Source organism: Ensifer sp. SSB1 (assembly GCF_016652895.1).
Taxonomy (GTDB): Bacteria; Pseudomonadota; Alphaproteobacteria; order Rhizobiales; family Rhizobiaceae; genus Ensifer.
Genome location: NZ_JAEPRP010000028.1, coordinates 12217 through 28316, shown reverse-complemented (window position 1 = coordinate 28316; position 16100 = coordinate 12217). Strand labels below are relative to the sequence as shown.

Here is a 16100-nt window from a genome sequence, read left to right as displayed (position 1 = left end):
CTATCGAAAGCGGGGATCGGCGGCTGTTACCTGCGTTACATGTCCGTCGCAGCTTCTGCCTATTCTGGCGCCCGGGAGGACCTGAGCGACGAACGTTTCGTCGCGTAATCGATGCCACGAAACCACAACAAAAACAGGGTCGTGGCAGGGTCAACCGAGGATTAGAAATGCGTAAATTTGCCAGGCTTTCTTTAGCAACTTTCGTCGCGGCCACGATCGCCGCGGGCGCAGCCGCTCCTGCCTTCGCAGGCGGCAGCTACTACAAGGGCGTGTCACCAACGCCGGTCAACGAAGGCCACCGGAGCGAGAAGTACAATCCGCCCGGAAAGACCGTAAACCGACCGCCGCCGAGAAACGGCTCCTACTACAAGGGCATCATACGCAAGTAGGAAGGGCAGGTGTGAGGCCGAAAAAAAAATGCCGTTGGCGCGCGGCCACGGCTTCACCTCTCAGACGGTGGCACCTGGAAAACAGGAAAGGGCGCGGTGGCGCCCTTTCGTTCAGATCAGAACATGGCTGAGAATATCGCCTTCACTGACCACCATGTTCGGCGGATAGCCTTCGCGCAGATAATGCTTGCGGTCGCTATCGGAGGTGATGAACACGGCGGTGCGGGCCATCTCGTCCGCCGTCAATTGTGTCGTTGGCGGCACGACGGCGATTTCGGAGCGCAGTCCCAGCTCACGCAGCAGCGCCTCGATCGCGCCGTGGTCGTCCACGCCGTGAAGGACAAGCCGATCGACTTCTGCGATCGCGTTCGTGTGCCACGTGACGGTCTGGAGCGCGACCATGAGGGGCAGCGCCGCCCTTGCCTGCTGAACGTCGGGATGGTGCTCGAAGCCGCCCAGCATCAGCCGCGTATAGAGCTCATAGGCGCGAACATAGTCTTTCTTCAGCACCCACATGCGCAAGGCGACGCTCATGCGGACCATGGTGAAGTCCCTGATCTGCGCATCGAAATAGGCACGGCGATCGGCGGTCAGCTTCACAGCACCGCGTTTGGCGCCGCTATAGATGAAGTACTCGAGACCGCCGCGATACGTATCCCACCCGGTCAGCGTTTCGGCGTGGCCGGCCTGCGGCCGATCGCGGACGATCTTGGAGCGTATCACCTGGCGGTAGAAAGGCTTCTTCAGGAAGGTGACGGCACCGAGTTCGAGAAAATGTGCGAGATAGGAGAAGGCCCAATAGGCGAAGTGCCGAGGCGCCCAAGCGGAGCGCAGGGCCGAGGTCCGGTAGATGCCGATCTCGGGAAAGACATGTCGGTCAACGAGAAAGTCGAACACCGGCTCGAATTCCCTCTTCTTGAACTTCGTGTCCTTGTCGACCGAGAAGAACGGCGCGTTGTCACGGCCGTCGACCTCGTCATGGGTGTACCAGGGCGCAAAACAGGCGGTCACTTCCGGATTGAGGTCCAGATACCGGATTGCCTCGCGCAGGCCATCGTTGATGAGCACGTCGTCGTCGGCGAGGTAGAGCGTGTACTCGCCGACCGCGCGGCTGACGGCACTGATGACGTTGGGAATCGCGCCGAAATTCTCCGACTGACGGAAATAGCGGATCGGCAGCCCCTTGGCGACAAAACGATCGACGATCTCCCGGGTGCCATCGGTCGAGGCGTTGTCGGAGATGATGATCTCGTACTTGAAGGAGAACTGGTAGAGTTCGACGAAGTAGCCGAGCGCCTTTTCGAGAAAGGGCGCGCGGTTATAGGTGGGAATGCAGATGCTCAGCTTGACCTGGCTCACTCGCCTCTCCTCAGTCATGTGCGACATCGAGCCCTCGGCCAAGCCGCCGGTCGCGTCTCCGTTGCTTGCACGCCGGCACGAGAACAGCGGTAGCTGGCGATGCAACGGCAGGGCAGGGACCAGGCGCCTCCGGGCGCAATGGGCAGCGCGTCGGGGGGGCCATTCCTAGGGCTCCCTTATTCCGCTTCGATCTTGCCTGAGCCTTGTCTTGAATGGAGGCGGTTCAGGCGGCCGCGATTGCGGCCTTCGTTAGCGAATTGTTAACCATGCTGGCGCAATCTCGATGGTTGTAACAATAGCGCTCGAACCCGGCGCTTATCGAGCTTTCCGCCCAAAAAGCAGACGCATTCGTTCATTCCTAAGGGAGCAGAGACAAGGATGTACGATATGGCAGCTCACATGATGAAGATGCTGATGAGCATCATGGCTGCGTTGTCGCTCGGCTCGCTGCTGTTTCTGCTGGCTGTCCTCTAGCGGCGACTTCGGGCGACGCACCACTCAGGGATAGAGGTAGAATTCGTCCCAGCTCTCGTGCGGCACAAGCTCGCCGATCTTGTATTCGAAGGACAGGACATCCAGGTGCTCCGTATCGGTGCGGCACTTGAACTTCAGCTTGTACCATTCACCCTTGCTGCGGAACACAGCGCCCGGCGCCTTCATCTTGTCTTCCTTCACCACCGGTTCGGCGAAGGTGTAGGCGATTACCTTGTCCGGCTTGAAGGTCGACTTGTCGGCATTGATGCGCTCCATCGCCTCGGTGTCGCAGCGCTGTTCCAGGCGGGTCTGCGGGTCAAGCTTTTCGAACTGGCGTACCAGAGACTGATCCATCGCCAGCGCCGGGGAAAATGTGGCAGCGAAGATGAGCGGGTACGCGAGTAGCTTCATGCTTGACGGACTCCTGATCATGCAAAGAACCGAACCGGCAAATCACTACCGGTGCGCGTCTGCGGTTTCAGTTAAGCTTTGTGGCCATTCCAAGGCAAGCCGCGCTTGCGAAACGCCGAACTACGTTTCCGATACGTCGATCCACTCTGCCCCGGTCAGTTCGGCGATGCGGGCGGGACTTATGTGCACGGCCGCATTGGTGGCGCCGGCGGCCGGCACGACGATGTCGTAGGCCTTCAGCGACAGGTCGCAGTAGATGCTGTGCGGCTTGGCAAGGCCGAAGGGGCAGACGCCGCCGACCGGGTGGCCGGTCTCGGCTTCGACTTCGTCGAAGCCGAGCATACGCGCCTTGGTGCCGAAGCGGGCCTTGTACTTCTTGTTGTCCAGGCGGGCGTCACCACGGGTGACGATCAGAATCACGTCGTCGCCGACGCGAAGCGCCAGCGTCTTGGCGATCTGGGCCGGCTCGACGCCATGGCCCTCGGCCGCAAGGGCAACGGTGGCGGTGCTTTGTTGTAGCTCGATGACGTCGATGTCGGGGGCATGCTCGGAAAAGAAGTGTTTGACGGAGGTCAGGCTCATGGCGAACAGTTCACGTTATTAAAAGGCAATGGCGGTCAGCCGCGGCGCGAAGAGCGCTATGATCTTGTGTGCCGGGCGCGCAAATCTCTCAGTCGTCGTTGGAGGCGTCAAGGTCTTCCGGGCGCAGACCTTCCTGCTGCGGTGGCAGGTAGCCGTGGCTGGTGAACCAGCTCTCGAGGATTGCGATGATCGCCTGGTCTCGTGTCTGCAGGCCCGGATGATCCGCGATGAAATGCTTGAGCGCCGTTTCGATCTTGTCGGTGTAAAGCGCGTTCATGCTCGCCTCCGTCTGGCAATGTAAGATTTTCCGGCTGACGACCCGGCCAGCAAATCAGAGTGCTACAGCACCCTTCGCGCGTCCAGATAGAGCGACCCGGGGGGCTCCCAGGCGCGAAGGGTTGCTGCTGCCGGATAGTGTGGGATCAGGCCTGTTTGACGATGCGGATCAGCACCAGCAGGATAACGGCGCCGATCGTCGCGTGCAGGATCGCCGAGAGGATGCCCGTCCCGAGGCTGATGCCGATCGCCGGGAAGAGGAAGCCGGCGATGAAGGCGCCGATGATGCCGACCACCATGTTGCCGATCAGGCCAAAGCCGAAGCCTTTGACGATGAGGCCGGCAAGCCAGCCGGCGATCGCGCCGACAATCAGGAAGACGAGAATGCTTTCGATACCCATGAACGGTTCCCTTTCCGTTGGACCTACAAGGGAAAGATAGATCAGGAATTGAAATCAGATAGGGGGCAATTTCATCGCGCGACGATTTTTTTGAACCGTCGCGCTTGATGAAAGTCAGACGATACCGCCTCCGCCACCGGCAACGGCAGGGCGTTCAGCCGCGACTTTCGCACGGTAACCGCTCTTGCGATAGGTCGCGACAGGCGCGACCGCCCCGCCGCTTTCAAGCCGCGCCATGGCAAGGATCGGCTCGACGTCGGTGCGGAAGGCAGTCTTCAGCGTCTCGCTCGCCATCAGGGCGTCATTGTCGTCCTGCCAGGTTTCAAGCGCCTTGCGATCGACGATCAGCGCCTGGGCATAGGCGCGGCAGACCTCGGTGGCGCTCGTCATCAGGCTTTCGATCGGGTCGGTGACGTTGTGGCTCTGGTCGAGCATATGCGCCGGCTCAAAGCCTTTGGCGCGCGCTTCCGCATCCACCAGTTCGTTGAATACGAGAAACAGGCGGTAGGGGTCGATTGCGCCGGTGTCGAGATCGTCATCGCCGTATTTCGAATCGTTGAAGTGGAAGCCGCCGAGCTTGCCGAACTGGATGAGGCGGGCGACGATCATCTCGATATTGACGTTCGGCGCATGGTGGCCAAGGTCGACCAGGCAGAAGGCCTTGGGTCCGAGTTCCTGGGCGATCAGATAGTTGCTGCCCCAGTCCTGCACCACGGTCGAATAGAAGGCAGGCTCGAACATCTTGTGTTCGGTGAAGACTCGCCAATCCTCCGGCAGCGCTGCATAGACCGACTTCATCGCGTCGAGATAACGCTCGAAGGCGCGGGTGAAGTTGCTCTGGCCGGGGAAGTTGGAGCCGTCGCCGACCCAGACCGTCAGCGCCTTGGAGCCGAGTTGCCGCCCAATCTCGATGCATTCGAGATTGTGTTCCACCGCCTGGCGGCGCGTGGCGGCGTCGGCGTGCGACAGCGAGCCGAACTTGTAGGAGTGCAGCTGGCCGGGCGCGTCGGAGAAGGTGTTGGAGTTCATCGCGTCGAAGCCGAGACCGAGCGACGTGCCCTTCGCTCTCAGTTCGGAAATGTCGTTCACCTTGTCCCAGGGGATGTGCAGCGAGACGGTCGGGGTCGCCCGGGTCAACTGCTGGATGACGGCGCAATCTTCGAGCTTGTCGAAAATGTTGCGTGGCTCGCCCTTGCCGGGGAAGCGGGCAAAGCGCGTACCGCCGGTGCCCACACCCCAGGAGGGGACGGCGACGCCATAGGCGGCGACCTTGCGCTTGATCGCGTCGATCGAGATACCACGGCGGTCGAGCCGCTCGCCGAGGCTTTCATAATCCCGGCGAAGTGCAGTGAGCCGGCTTTCGTTCTCGGCCTCGACCGTTGCCTGGCTGATCATGGTGGTCGTCATGAAACTCTCCTCGATCAGCGGGTGAAGGACTGGGCGTTGCCCGCGTCGACATTGATGATGTTGCCAGTCGATTTCGCCGACATGTCGGAGGAAAGGAAGTAGATCGCCTCGGCGATATCCTCGGGGAAGACACTGAGCTTCAGCATCGAGCGCTCGCGATAATGCGCCTCCAGGTCGTCGACATCCATCTTGTAGGCGGCGGCACGCTGCTCCTTCCATTCGCCGGTCCAGATCTTCGAGCCGCGCAGAACCGCGTCCGGATTGACGACGTTGACGCGGATCTGTGCGCTTGCACCTTCAAGCGCCAGGCAGCGGGCGAGATGGATCTCGGCGGCCTTGGCGGTGCAATAGGCCGACGCGCCGGGGGAGGCGGCAAGGCCGTTCTTGGAAGCGACGAACACGACGTTGCCGCCGGCCTTTTGCTGGCGGAAGATGCGGAAGGCCTCACGCGAGACAAGGAAATAGCCGGTCGTCAGAATGTCGATGTTCTTGGTCCAGAGCGCCAGCGTCGTGTCTTCGATCGCGGCAGACGAGGCGAGGCCGGCGTTGGAGACGAGAATGTCGAGACCGCCGAAGGCAAGCAGCGCGTCGGCGAAACCGCCTTCGACCGCCGCTTCGCTGGTGACGTTCATGCTGACAGAGCGGACGAAATCCTTGCCGTAGCGCGCGGAAAGCTCGCTCGCAGCGGCGCTCAGTGCGGGTTCGTCGATATCGGCGAGCACCACGCAGGCGCCTTCCTGCATCAGCCGGTTGGCCGTCGCCTTGCCGATGCCGCCGGCGCCGCCGGTGACGAGCGCGATACGGCCGGCCAGGCTCTTCGGTTTCGGCATGCGCTGGAGCTTTGCTTCCTCAAGCAGCCAGTATTCGATGTCGAAGGCTTCCTGCTCCGGTAGGCCGACATAGGTGGAGACCCCGGAGGCACCGCGCATGACGTTTATGGCGTTGACATAGAATTCGCCAGAGATGCGGGCGGTCGCCTTGTCCTTGGCAAAGGTGATCATGCCGACGCCGGGCACTAGATAGACCACTGCATTCGGATCGCGCATGGCGGGGCTGTCTTCGTGCTTGCAGCGCTCATAGTAGGCCGCATAGTCGGCGCGATAGGCGGCAATCGCCTCGGGCAGTGCTGTCAGCGTCTTGTCGACATCGGGACTGGCCGGGTCGAAATCGACCACCAGCGGGCAGATCTTGGTGCGCAGGAAATGGTCGGGGCAGCTGGTGCCGAGTGCTGCGAGCGGCTTCAGGTCACGGGCGGTGACAAAATCAAGCACAGCCTGGCTGTCGTCGAAATGACCGACCTTGCGCTCGTCTGCGCTGATCAGGCCGCGGATGACGGGCATCAGCTTGCGAGCGACGTCGGCACGCGCGGCAGCATCAAGCGTCGCAGTGACTGCCCCACCGAAGGCAGGCTTGGTGTTCTCAGCCTCGAACCAGGCGATCGCCTTGTTGATGATCTCGATCGTCGTCTCGTAGGCCTCTTTCGCCGTATCGCCCCAGGTGAAGAGGCCGTGGCTTTCGAGCACGACACCGCGCGCCCGGGGATTTTCCAGGCAGAATTTTTCAAGCCACAGGCCGAGCTCATAGCCCGGACGCTTCCACGGCAGCCAGCCGATGTCGTCGCCGAAGATCTTCGCTGTCAGTTCGCGACTGTTCTTTGACGCGGCAATCGCGATGATCGCATCGGGATGCATGTGGTCGACGTGCTTCTTCGGCACATAGGCATGCAAAGGCGTGTCGATGGATGCGGCGCGCGGATTGAGATTGAAGGTGCAATGCGGCAGGTAGCCGACCATCTCGTCTTCGAACGCGACTCCGCGGTAAATCGACTTCAGCGCGTTGAGCTTGTCCATATAGAGCGTGGCAAAGCCGTCGAGCTTGATCGTTCCGACATCACCGCCGGAGCCCTTGACCCAGAGAACCTCAACCGTGCCGCCACCGAGCGGATCCTTCTCCATCACCTTGGCCGAGGTATTGCCGCCGCCGTAGTTGGTGATGCGCTTGTCGGAGCCGAGCAGGTTCGAGCGATAGAGCAGGCGCCCGGATTCGCTCATGCCGGCAGCCTTTGCCTCGTCCCAAAGGTTTGCAAGTCGTGCGCCCTGCTGCTTGTCAAGCATCTCGAATTCCTCCCGGTCAGATGCCGCGCGGCTTGGCGACCGCGCAGAGATGTGGTTGGCATCAGATCACAGGACTTGAGTGTTAAAGTCAATCAAAAACGATCAAGTTCGCGCATATTGCGCTGCACAATGAAAAAATATGATTGATTGTGATTGACAATGGTCGATCGTGATGGAAGCATGAAAAGCATCGGAGGAGCGCATGCACGAGAAAGAAAGACACCGGATCATTCTGTCGGCGGTTCAGGAAAAACCCGTCGTCACCGTCCAGGAACTGGTCGATCTGACCGACAGTTCCGAGGCGACGATCCGGCGTGATATTGCAGCCCTCCACGTGCAGAAGAAGCTGCGCCGGGTGCGCGGCGGTGCGGAAGCGATCAACCCGCCGCAGTTCGTCGGGCTTGCCGGTCGGCCGTTCAAGGTCAACGAAGGTCTGCACGCCCGCGAAAAGCAGGCGATCGCCAAGGAGGCGGTGGCGCTTTGCGAAGATGGCGAGCCGATCATCATCAATGGCGGCACCACCACCTTTCAGATGGTGCATTTCCTCAGCAATCGCCGGATGCAGGTCTTCACCAACTCCTTCCCGATCGCCGAGCATCTGCTGAAGCATTCGAAGAATACGGTGATGCTGTCGGGCGGCACGATCTACCGCGAGCAGAACATCATCCTCAGCCCCTTCGACAATGACGTGACGCGCAATTTCTATGCGCGCCGCATGTTCATGGGGGCGCAAGGATTGGGACCGCTCGGCCTGATGGAGGCCGACCCGCTGCTGATCCAGGCGGAGCAAAAGCTGATCGACCAGGCGGACGAACTCGTCGTGCTGGTCGACTCATCGAAATTTCACAAGCGCTCCAGCCTGATCCTGTGCGGATTGAAGCGGATCGCCACGGTGATCACGGATTCGGGCATCGAGGACAGGCATGCCGCGATGCTCGAAAATGCCGGTGTGAGGCTGGTCGTTGCCAGCGGCAGAGCCGGCACGGACGCAGAGAACATGTCCTCGTCCGCCTGAGGCGGAGGAGGGAGGGGAAGGTGGCGGTCACGGCCGAAACGGCCGGGTCGTCGCCGAACGGAGGAATTCGCGCCGGATGCGATTTTCGCGCACCGGACAATGGGAGGAAATGAGCATGAAGATCCTGAAGTCACTGATGGTAACGGCCGCCGTATCGCTGGCGCTGATGGCCAATGCCGCGCATGCGGAAAACAAGAAGATCGCGCTCGTCGTCAAGGCGCTCGGCATCGGCTTCTTCGAAGCCGCCAACAAGGGCGCGCAGGAAGCCGCCAAGGAACTGGGCGACGTCGAGGTGATCTACACCGGCCCGACGACGACGACCGCCGAAGGCCAGATCGAGGTGATCAACTCGCTGATCGCGCAGAAGGTCGACGCGATCGCGGTCTCCGCCAACGATACCGACGCTCTCGTTCCGGCGCTGAAGAAGGCGATGGATCGCGGCATCAAGGTCATTTCCTGGGATTCCGGCGTCGCCAAGGACGGCCGCCTGATGCACCTGAACCCGTCGTCGAGCCCGCTGATCGGCAACATGATCATAAAGCTCGCCGCCGACAACCTTCCCGAAGGCGGCGACGTCGCCGTGCTTTCGGCAACGGCAACCTCGACCAACCAGAATGTCTGGATCGAGGAAATGAAAAAGGTGCAGGGCAACTACAAGGGCATCAATGTCGTCGCGACCGTTTACGGTGACGACCTTGCCGACAAGTCCTACCGCGAAACGCAGGGCCTCATTCAGTCCTATCCGAACCTGAAGGCGATCATTGCACCCACCTCGGTCGGCATCGTCGCAGCTGCCCAGGCCGTCACCGACGCCGGCAAGATCGGCCAGATCAACGTCACCGGTCTCGGCCTTCCCTCGGAAATGGCCGGTCACGTGAAGTCGGGCGCCTCCAAGTCCTTCGCGATCTGGAACCCGATCGACCTCGGCTACTCCGCAACGATGATCGCCTATGACCTGATCAACGGTGCCGAAGCCAAGCCGGGCGCGGAACTGAAGATGGGCCGCATGGGCGCCGTCAAGCTCGACGACAACAACGAAGGTGCGATGGCTGATCCGTTCGTCTACGATGCCAAGAACGTCGAGGAATTCGCCAAGATCTTCTGATCGGGTGAACCGCCTGGCCGATGTCGGCCCTCATCCCCGCGGGGAGGCTGCCCTTCATCCGCCTGCCGGCACCTTCTCCCCGCTTACGGGGAGAAGGGACAACCGGCAATGGTTTGCCTTCGTCCTGACGAGGGGGAGGAGCGCGGCATACTCGTTCCCTCTCCCCGCCCGCGGGGAGAGGGTTAGGGTAAGGGGCAACCTCGCGCAGCCCAATGCGGGCATACGAGTCCCGAACGACTTTGCGTCATCGAAACACTGAACTGGTGGACTGTCTCTTGCTGCAGGATACGCTCACATCGCGGATGAAGCCCGCCATTGCGCTCGAGGGGATCTCGAAGTCCTTCCCCGGCGTGAAGGCGCTCTCCGACGTCTCGCTGTCGCTCTATCCGGGATCTGTGACCGCGCTGATCGGCGAAAACGGCGCCGGAAAATCGACGCTGGTGAAGATCCTGACCGGCATCTACCAGCCGGACCATGGCACCATCTCCGTTGCCGATCGGGAGGTACACTTTCCGACAGCGCTCGCGGCGGCGCGTGCCGGCGTCACGGCGATCCACCAGGAAACCGTACTTTTCGACGAACTCTCGGTCGCCGAGAACATCTTCCTCGGCCGTGCCCCGCGCAAGCGGGTCGGGCTGATCGACTGGAAGAAGCTTAATGCCGATGCACGCGCCCTGCTCGCGCGCGCCGGTGCCGATTTTGATCCGACGATCCGACTGCGCGATCTCGGTATTGCCAAGAAGCATCTCGTCGCGATCGCCCGGGCGCTATCCGTTGATGCCCAGGTGGTCATCATGGACGAGCCGACGGCAGCGCTGTCGCACAAGGAAATCAATGAGCTCTATGCCCTCGTCGAGCGGCTGAAGGCCGACGGCAAGGCGATCCTCTTCATCAGCCACAAGTTCGATGAGATCTTCCGCATCGCCGATCGCTACACGGTCTTCCGCGATGGAACGATGGTGGACGAGGGGCTGATTGCCGATGTCAGCCAGGACGAACTGGTGCGCCTCATGGTCGGTCGCGCCGTCGGATCGGTCTATCCGAAGAAGGACGTCGCGATCGGCGAACCGGTGCTGACCGTTTCCGGCTACCGCCACCCGACCGAATTCGAAGACATCAACTTCGAGCTTCGCCGCGGCGAGATTCTCGGCTTCTACGGCCTTGTCGGCGCCGGCCGATCGGAGTTCATGCAGTCGCTGATCGGCATCACCCGCCCATCGGCCGGTGCGGTCCGGCTCGATGGCGAAGTGCTGGTCATCCGCAGCCCTTCCGAGGCGATCCGGTCAGGTATCGTCTATGTGCCGGAAGAGCGCGGCCGGCAGGGCGCGATCATCGGCCTGCCGATCTTCCAGAACGTCACCTTGCCGTCGCTGTCGCGCACCTCGCGCTCGGGCTTCCTGAAACTTGCCAACGAGTTCGCGCTCGCCCGCGAATATACCTCGCGTCTCGATCTGCGCGCCGCCTCACTCGATCAGGATGTCGGCACGCTCTCGGGCGGCAACCAGCAGAAGGTCGTCATCGCCAAGTGGCTGGCGACCCGGCCGAAGGTGATCATCCTCGACGAACCGACCAAGGGCATCGACATCGGCTCGAAGGCTGCAGTGCACGCCTTCATGAGCGAACTGGCGGCGCAAGGCCTCAGCGTCATCATGGTCTCCTCGGAAATCCCCGAGATCATGGGCATGTCCGACCGTGTCATCGTGATGCGAGAAGGACGGATCGCCGGTCGTTTCGAGCGCGCCGATCTGACGGCGGAAAAGCTGGTGCGTGCCGCCGCCGGCATCCAGGAGGCCGCGTGATGGCGAAGTTTCTTAGAAATCGCGAATTGCTGCTCGTCGGCGCGATCGCCGTGCTGCTCGCGCTGATCACCTGGCGCTTCCCGCCCTTTGTCGCACCGGCAAATCTGGCACGCGTCTATAACGACACCTCGATCCTGATCATTCTGGCCCTTGGCCAGATGGCGGTGATCCTGACGCGATGCATCGATCTCTCGATGGCCGCCAACCTGGCGCTCTCGGGCATGGTGGCGGCGATGCTGAACGCCGCCTTTCCGGGCCTTCCGATCCCGCTGGTCATCCTCGCCGCCATGGCGCTCGGCACGCTGCTCGGCATGATCAACGGCGCGCTCGTGTGGAAACTCGATATTCCGCCGATCGTCGTCACGCTCGGCACCCTGACCATCTATCGCGGTCTGATCTTCCTTTTGAGCGGCGGCAAGTGGATCAACGCGCACCAGATGAGTGATGCGTTCAAGGCGCTGCCGCGTGCCGAGCTCATCGGCTTTCCGGTTCTTTCCTGGCTCTCGCTTGTCATGATCGGACTTGTCTTCCTGCTGATGAGCCGGACGGCGCTCGGGCGCGCCTTCTACGCCGTAGGCGGCAATCCGCATGCGGCCGTCTATACCGGGATCGATGTCGGCCGCACCCGCTTCTCGGCCTATTGTCTTTCCGGTGCGCTCGCCGGGCTTTCCGGCTACCTCTGGGTATCGCGCTACGCGGTTGCCTATGTCGATATCGCAGCCGGCTTCGAACTTGACATCATCGCCGCCTGCGTCATCGGCGGCATCTCGATCGCCGGCGGCATCGGAACGGTGGCCGGCGCCGTGCTCGGTGCGCTGTTCCTCGGCGTGATCAAGAACGCGTTGCCGGTCATCAATATCTCGCCCTTCGCCCAATTGGCGATTTCGGGCTTGGTCATCATTGTCGCTGTTGCCGTCAACGCCCGCGCCGAGCGGCGTAAGGGCCGCGTCATCTTGAGAAAGGCGGAGGCTGTCTGATGGCCGAGACGCACCTTACCCCACGACATATCCCCGATCGGCTGGAAGGCCGCGGCGCGCGCCTGCTGAAGAGCTGGGAAAGCCTGCTGCTTGTCGTCGCCTGCCTCATCTTTCTCGGCAACTCGCTGGCCTCGCCCTACTTCCTCGACCCGTGGAACCTCTCGGACGCGACCTTCAACTTCACCGAAAAGGCGATGATTGCCTTCGCCATGGCGCTGGTGATCATTTCCGGCGAGATCGATCTGTCGGTGGCCTCGATCATCGCGCTCGCCTCGACGGCGATGGGCTATGCCGTGCAACTTGGCTTCGACACGCCGGCGCTGGTGGTGATCGGTCTCTCTGTCGGGCTTCTTTGCGGTGCGATCAACGGCCTGCTGATCACCGGCCTCGGCCTGCCATCGATCGTGGTCACCATCGGCACCATGAGCCTGTTCCGCGGGCTCTCCTTCATCATCCTCGGCGACCAGGCCTTCACTGGTTATCCCGACAGCTTTTCCTGGTTCGGTCAGGGCTATGTCTGGTGGGTCTTTTCTTTCGAGTTCACCCTCTTCGTCGCCCTTGCGGTGGTCTACGGCGTCGTGCTGCACAAGACCAATTTCGGCCGTTCGGTGTATGCCATCGGCAACAACCAGACGGCGGCACTCTTCTCCGGTATCCGCGTTGGGCGCATCAAGTTCATCCTGTTTCTCCTGACCGGGCTGATGGCCGGGCTCGCCTCGATCTGCCTGACCTCGCGCCTCGGCTCCACCCGCCCGTCGATCGCGCTCGGCTGGGAACTCGAAGTGGTGACGATGGTCGTGCTCGGCGGCGTCAATATTCTCGGCGGCTCCGGAACCATCCCCGGCGTCGTGCTCGCGGCGCTGATCATGGGCATGGTGACCTTCGGCTTCGGTCTGCTCAATGTGCCCGGTATCGTCATGTCGATCTTTATCGGCCTGCTGCTGATCTCGGTGATCGCACTCCCCATCCTCTGGCGGCGTGCCCGCCGCCGTCTTGCGCATTGAGGCTCTGATGGAAAAATACGCATTCCGCATGCGGCTGAACCCCGGCATGGCCGCCGAATACAAGGCGCGGCACGACGCCATCTGGCCGGAGTTGGCGGCGCTTTTGAAGGAAGCCGGCGTCTCCGACTACTCCATCCATCTGGACGAGGAGACCAACCTGCTTTTCGGCGTGCTCTGGCGCACCGGCGATCACCGCATGGCCGACCTGCCGTCCCATCCGGTCATGCAGAAATGGTGGGCCTACATGGCCGACATCATGGAAACCAAAGCCGACAACGAGCCGGTGGCGGTGCCGCTGACGACTGTTTTCCATATGGACTGATAAGATGCGGGTTGTTGGCGTTATCGATATCGGCAAGACCAATGCCAAGGTCGCGGCCGTTGATCTCGACCGTTTCGAGGAGATCGCCGTGCGCAAGACGGCAAATGCTGTACGCGCCAGCGGTCCCTATCCGCATTTCGATGTCGAGCGCCTCTGGGCCTTCCTGCTCGAGAGCCTTGCGGCGCTCAATGCCGAACACGCCTTCGAGGCAATCTCGATCACCACCCATGGCGCGACCGCGGTCGTGCTCGATGCATCGGGCGACTTGGCGCTTCCGGTACTGGACTACGAATACGCTGGCCCCGACACTCTCGCCGCCGAATATGATGTGGCGCGGCCGCCGTTTTCGGAGACCGGCTCGGCACGCCTGCCGATGGGGCTCAATGTCGGCGCGCAGCTCTATTGGCAGCAAAAGACCTTCCCGGCTGAGTTTGCCAGGGTCGCCTCGATCCTCACTTATGCGCAATACTGGACCTACCGGCTGACCGGCGTGCTCTGCAACGAGCTCACGTCGCTCGGCTGTCACACCGATCTCTGGAATCCGATAGCTGGCACTTTCTCTTCTCTGGTGGAGCGTCAGGGCTGGCGGCCGCTTTTCGCGCCGGTGCTGAAGGCGAGCGATGTCGCTGGTGCTCTGCGAGCGGAACTCTGTGCTGCTACCGGGATTGCGGCCGGGACGCCCGTCTATTGCGGCATTCATGATTCCAACGCATCGCTGCTACCGCATCTGCTGACGCGGGCCTCGCCTTTTTCGGTGGTTTCTACCGGCACCTGGGTCGTCATGCTGGCGGTCGGTGCGGAGCCGAAGGCGCTCGACGAACATCGCGACACGCTCATCAACGTCAATGCGCTCGGGGATCCCGTGCCCTCCGCCCGTTTCATGGGTGGCCGTGCCTTCCAGCTTCTCTTGGGGGAGCGGGCGGTTTCAGCGTCGTCGGATGTGGCGGAGGCGGTCGCGAAAGCCGGCCATATGCTACTGCCTTCCATTCCCGAGGGATCCGGTCCGTTTCCGGCGTCGAAGGCGGTCTGGACGGCCGACGATCAGACGCTCGCTCCCGCCGAGCGTTTCGCTGTCGTTTCGTTCCATCTGGCACTGATGACGGCCACCTGCCTTGATCTGATCGGAGCTCGCGGCGAGGTCGTCGTCGAGGGACCGTTTGCCGTCAACAAGGCCTATCTGCGCATGCTTGCTGCGGCCACAGGCCGGCCGGTCTTTGCCGATCCTCACAATGTTACGGGTACGAGTCTCGGCGCAGCCTGCCTCATAAAGGGATCGAGGGTCAGGACCGGGGTCGAGCCGGTTGACGGTGAGATACCCGAGAGCTTTGTCAGCTACGCGAAGGCGTGGCGCAAGGCCGCTCTGCTGCATGCGGGCAAAGAAAAACAGCCGTAGAACTCCCGTCCACGGCCGCAAGATGCTCGGTTGTGTCAGTAAGAGGCGGGCGTGGGCCCGATCAAAACACGGAACTGCGCTTTGCCGACCGGTTGTGTTCGATGTTGAGCACGATCGATACTGCCGTCATCGTCAGGATTGCTGTAAGTGCGGCGCCAATACCAAGAACAATCATTGTTCGTTTCCTGTAAGCGCATCGTCATGATGCCGCCTTGACCGGTGCGAAGGTTTCTTCGCGCATCGAGCGCCCACTTCACTTTCGCTTCGATACGCGAGCGCAAGTCAAAGTACAATTCTAAACTCTTGTGATTGAGAACCTGTTGAAATCCGGGGCCTTTATTACAGTTTTGTTGCGGTGCAAAAATCGCCTGCGAAAACACCCCGCGAATTTTAGTGATTCCGATTAGAGGCTAGGGACCGTTAACCTTCAGGCAAGGAATTAACCATAAACATGGTCCCACACGTCGGAATGGGATAATTCACAAGTCTCCTCAAGGCATGATGCCGCCCCGCCGTACCGGTTCCGGTCCGGTATCCATTCTTCACCGAATTAACTTGCGGGATGAACGATAGCAGACGCCAGCGGCGGGGGCTGATCTCATCGATGTGGTGTGCACGTCCGGTGGACCGTGGCTCCCCTTGAACCTCCCCAGGGCAAATTCGAAAGCACGCACCAGCCGGGGATCAGCGTTGAGGCAGGAAGCATCGTCAGAACAGGCAAGGAGGGGCCAGGCAGGCAGCCTGCTGGAGCGCTTGCGTTTTGCCGGGCTCGACGAGGAGAGCTGCAACCGCGTCCGCGACCACAGGCAGAAGCTCTCTCCCCGCATCGACCAGGCGCTTCGTGACCTTTTCCAGCGCCTCCAGACCTATCCCGATGCCGCTCGCCATTTCGACAGCGACCGCCAGATCGACCGCCTTCAGGACCTTCAATCCTCGCACTGGAACGTACTGACCGACGCGCGGTTCGACGGCCTCTATGCGGAACGCGTCAAGGTCCTCGCCGACACCGCAAGCCGCATGGGTCTCGATCCACGCTGGCAGATGGCAAGCCATGCGGTCGTGCTCGAGCAAC

Annotated in this window: 15 protein-coding genes and 1 pseudogene; 9 read left to right on the top strand and 7 right to left on the bottom strand. The window is 61.6% G+C overall.

The genetic code is table 11. The features are described 5' to 3' along the window. The first annotated feature begins 167 nt into the window (after positions 1–167). The gene (locus I8N66_RS09780; protein WP_291152929.1) at positions 168–389 is read left to right on the top strand and encodes a hypothetical protein; all 222 of its coding nucleotides are present in this window, start codon (positions 168–170) and stop codon (positions 387–389) included. A gap of 111 nt (positions 390–500) precedes the next feature. Here the strand turns inward: I8N66_RS09780 and I8N66_RS09775 are convergent, their stop codons facing one another. The 7 genes from I8N66_RS09775 to I8N66_RS09745 form a co-directional block, all read right to left on the bottom strand. Next, positions 501–1748, bottom strand: a complete 1248-nt coding sequence (locus I8N66_RS09775; RefSeq protein ID WP_113536464.1) for a glycosyltransferase family 2 protein — start codon at positions 1746–1748, stop codon at positions 501–503. Between the two features lie 498 nt (positions 1749–2246). Next, positions 2247–2633, bottom strand: a complete 387-nt coding sequence (locus I8N66_RS09770; protein WP_223726395.1) for a DUF930 domain-containing protein — start codon at positions 2631–2633, stop codon at positions 2247–2249. Between the two features lie 120 nt (positions 2634–2753). Continuing rightward, positions 2754–3215, bottom strand: a complete 462-nt coding sequence (locus tag I8N66_RS09765) for a YbaK/EbsC family protein (RefSeq protein ID WP_113536462.1) — start codon at positions 3213–3215, stop codon at positions 2754–2756. Positions 3216–3303: 88 nt separating this feature from the next. After that, a complete protein-coding gene (locus I8N66_RS09760) occupies positions 3304–3492 on the bottom strand; it encodes a hypothetical protein (protein WP_291152923.1) in 189 nt (62 codons plus the stop codon). Positions 3493–3637: 145 nt separating this feature from the next. After that, positions 3638–3892 carry a GlsB/YeaQ/YmgE family stress response membrane protein gene (locus I8N66_RS09755; RefSeq protein WP_223726397.1) on the bottom strand — a complete coding sequence of 85 codons (255 nt, stop codon included), beginning with the start codon at positions 3890–3892 and terminating at the stop codon, positions 3638–3640. 114 nt (positions 3893–4006) lie between these two features. Then, positions 4007–5299 carry an L-rhamnose catabolism isomerase gene (rhaI, locus tag I8N66_RS09750; RefSeq protein ID WP_291152919.1) on the bottom strand — a complete coding sequence of 431 codons (1293 nt, stop codon included), beginning with the start codon at positions 5297–5299 and terminating at the stop codon, positions 4007–4009. A 14-nt stretch (positions 5300–5313) separates the two neighbouring features. Next, positions 5314–7413 carry a bifunctional rhamnulose-1-phosphate aldolase/short-chain dehydrogenase gene (locus I8N66_RS09745; protein WP_291152916.1) on the bottom strand — a complete coding sequence of 700 codons (2100 nt, stop codon included), beginning with the start codon at positions 7411–7413 and terminating at the stop codon, positions 5314–5316. Positions 7414–7615: 202 nt separating this feature from the next. On the opposite strand from I8N66_RS09745, the gene I8N66_RS09740 reads away from it, so the two are divergent. The 8 genes and pseudogenes from I8N66_RS09740 to I8N66_RS09705 all read left to right on the top strand — a co-directional run. Beyond that, positions 7616–8428, top strand: a complete 813-nt coding sequence (locus I8N66_RS09740) for a DeoR/GlpR family DNA-binding transcription regulator (RefSeq protein WP_113536458.1) — start codon at positions 7616–7618, stop codon at positions 8426–8428. 115 nt (positions 8429–8543) lie between these two features. After that, positions 8544–9533, top strand: coding sequence for a rhamnose ABC transporter substrate-binding protein (gene rhaS / locus I8N66_RS09735; RefSeq protein ID WP_113536457.1), 990 nt, complete (start codon positions 8544–8546; stop codon positions 9531–9533). 302 nt (positions 9534–9835) lie between these two features. Beyond that, entirely contained in the window at positions 9836–11332 is a 1497-nt protein-coding gene (locus I8N66_RS09730) for a sugar ABC transporter ATP-binding protein (protein WP_291152960.1), read from the top strand. Continuing rightward, entirely contained in the window at positions 11329–12309 is a 981-nt protein-coding gene (locus I8N66_RS09725) for an ABC transporter permease (RefSeq protein ID WP_291152911.1), read from the top strand. Before I8N66_RS09730 ends, I8N66_RS09725 begins: the two co-directional genes overlap by 4 nt. After that, the gene (locus tag I8N66_RS09720) at positions 12309–13313 is read left to right on the top strand and encodes an ABC transporter permease (protein WP_291152908.1); all 1005 of its coding nucleotides are present in this window, start codon (positions 12309–12311) and stop codon (positions 13311–13313) included. Before I8N66_RS09725 ends, I8N66_RS09720 begins: the two co-directional genes overlap by 1 nt. A 7-nt stretch (positions 13314–13320) precedes the next feature. Beyond that, positions 13321–13635, top strand: a complete 315-nt coding sequence (rhaM, locus tag I8N66_RS09715) for an L-rhamnose mutarotase (protein ID WP_113536453.1) — start codon at positions 13321–13323, stop codon at positions 13633–13635. A 4-nt stretch (positions 13636–13639) separates the two neighbouring features. Further along, the gene (locus tag I8N66_RS09710; RefSeq protein ID WP_291152903.1) at positions 13640–15028 is read left to right on the top strand and encodes an FGGY-family carbohydrate kinase; all 1389 of its coding nucleotides are present in this window, start codon (positions 13640–13642) and stop codon (positions 15026–15028) included. Between the two features lie 690 nt (positions 15029–15718). Continuing rightward, positions 15719–16100, top strand: a pseudogene (locus I8N66_RS09705) (protoglobin family protein); the annotation flags it as partial.

Coding starts and splice junctions, on each gene's coding strand:
- I8N66_RS09720 (WP_291152908.1), top strand. CDS start 12,309: ATGGCCGAGACGCACCTTACCCCACGACATATCCCCGATCGGCTGGAA.
- rhaM (WP_113536453.1), top strand. CDS start 13,321: ATGGAAAAATACGCATTCCGCATGCGGCTGAACCCCGGCATGGCCGCC.
- rhaI (WP_291152919.1), bottom strand. CDS start 5,299: ATGACGACCACCATGATCAGCCAGGCAACGGTCGAGGCCGAGAACGAA.
- I8N66_RS09755 (WP_223726397.1), bottom strand. CDS start 3,892: ATGGGTATCGAAAGCATTCTCGTCTTCCTGATTGTCGGCGCGATCGCC.
- I8N66_RS09730 (WP_291152960.1), top strand. CDS start 9,836: ATGAAGCCCGCCATTGCGCTCGAGGGGATCTCGAAGTCCTTCCCCGGC.
- rhaS (WP_113536457.1), top strand. CDS start 8,544: ATGAAGATCCTGAAGTCACTGATGGTAACGGCCGCCGTATCGCTGGCG.
- I8N66_RS09765 (WP_113536462.1), bottom strand. CDS start 3,215: ATGAGCCTGACCTCCGTCAAACACTTCTTTTCCGAGCATGCCCCCGAC.
- I8N66_RS09780 (WP_291152929.1), top strand. CDS start 168: ATGCGTAAATTTGCCAGGCTTTCTTTAGCAACTTTCGTCGCGGCCACG.
- I8N66_RS09710 (WP_291152903.1), top strand. CDS start 13,640: ATGCGGGTTGTTGGCGTTATCGATATCGGCAAGACCAATGCCAAGGTC.
- I8N66_RS09760 (WP_291152923.1), bottom strand. CDS start 3,492: ATGAACGCGCTTTACACCGACAAGATCGAAACGGCGCTCAAGCATTTC.
- I8N66_RS09740 (WP_113536458.1), top strand. CDS start 7,616: ATGCACGAGAAAGAAAGACACCGGATCATTCTGTCGGCGGTTCAGGAA.
- I8N66_RS09770 (WP_223726395.1), bottom strand. CDS start 2,633: ATGAAGCTACTCGCGTACCCGCTCATCTTCGCTGCCACATTTTCCCCG.
- I8N66_RS09745 (WP_291152916.1), bottom strand. CDS start 7,413: ATGCTTGACAAGCAGCAGGGCGCACGACTTGCAAACCTTTGGGACGAG.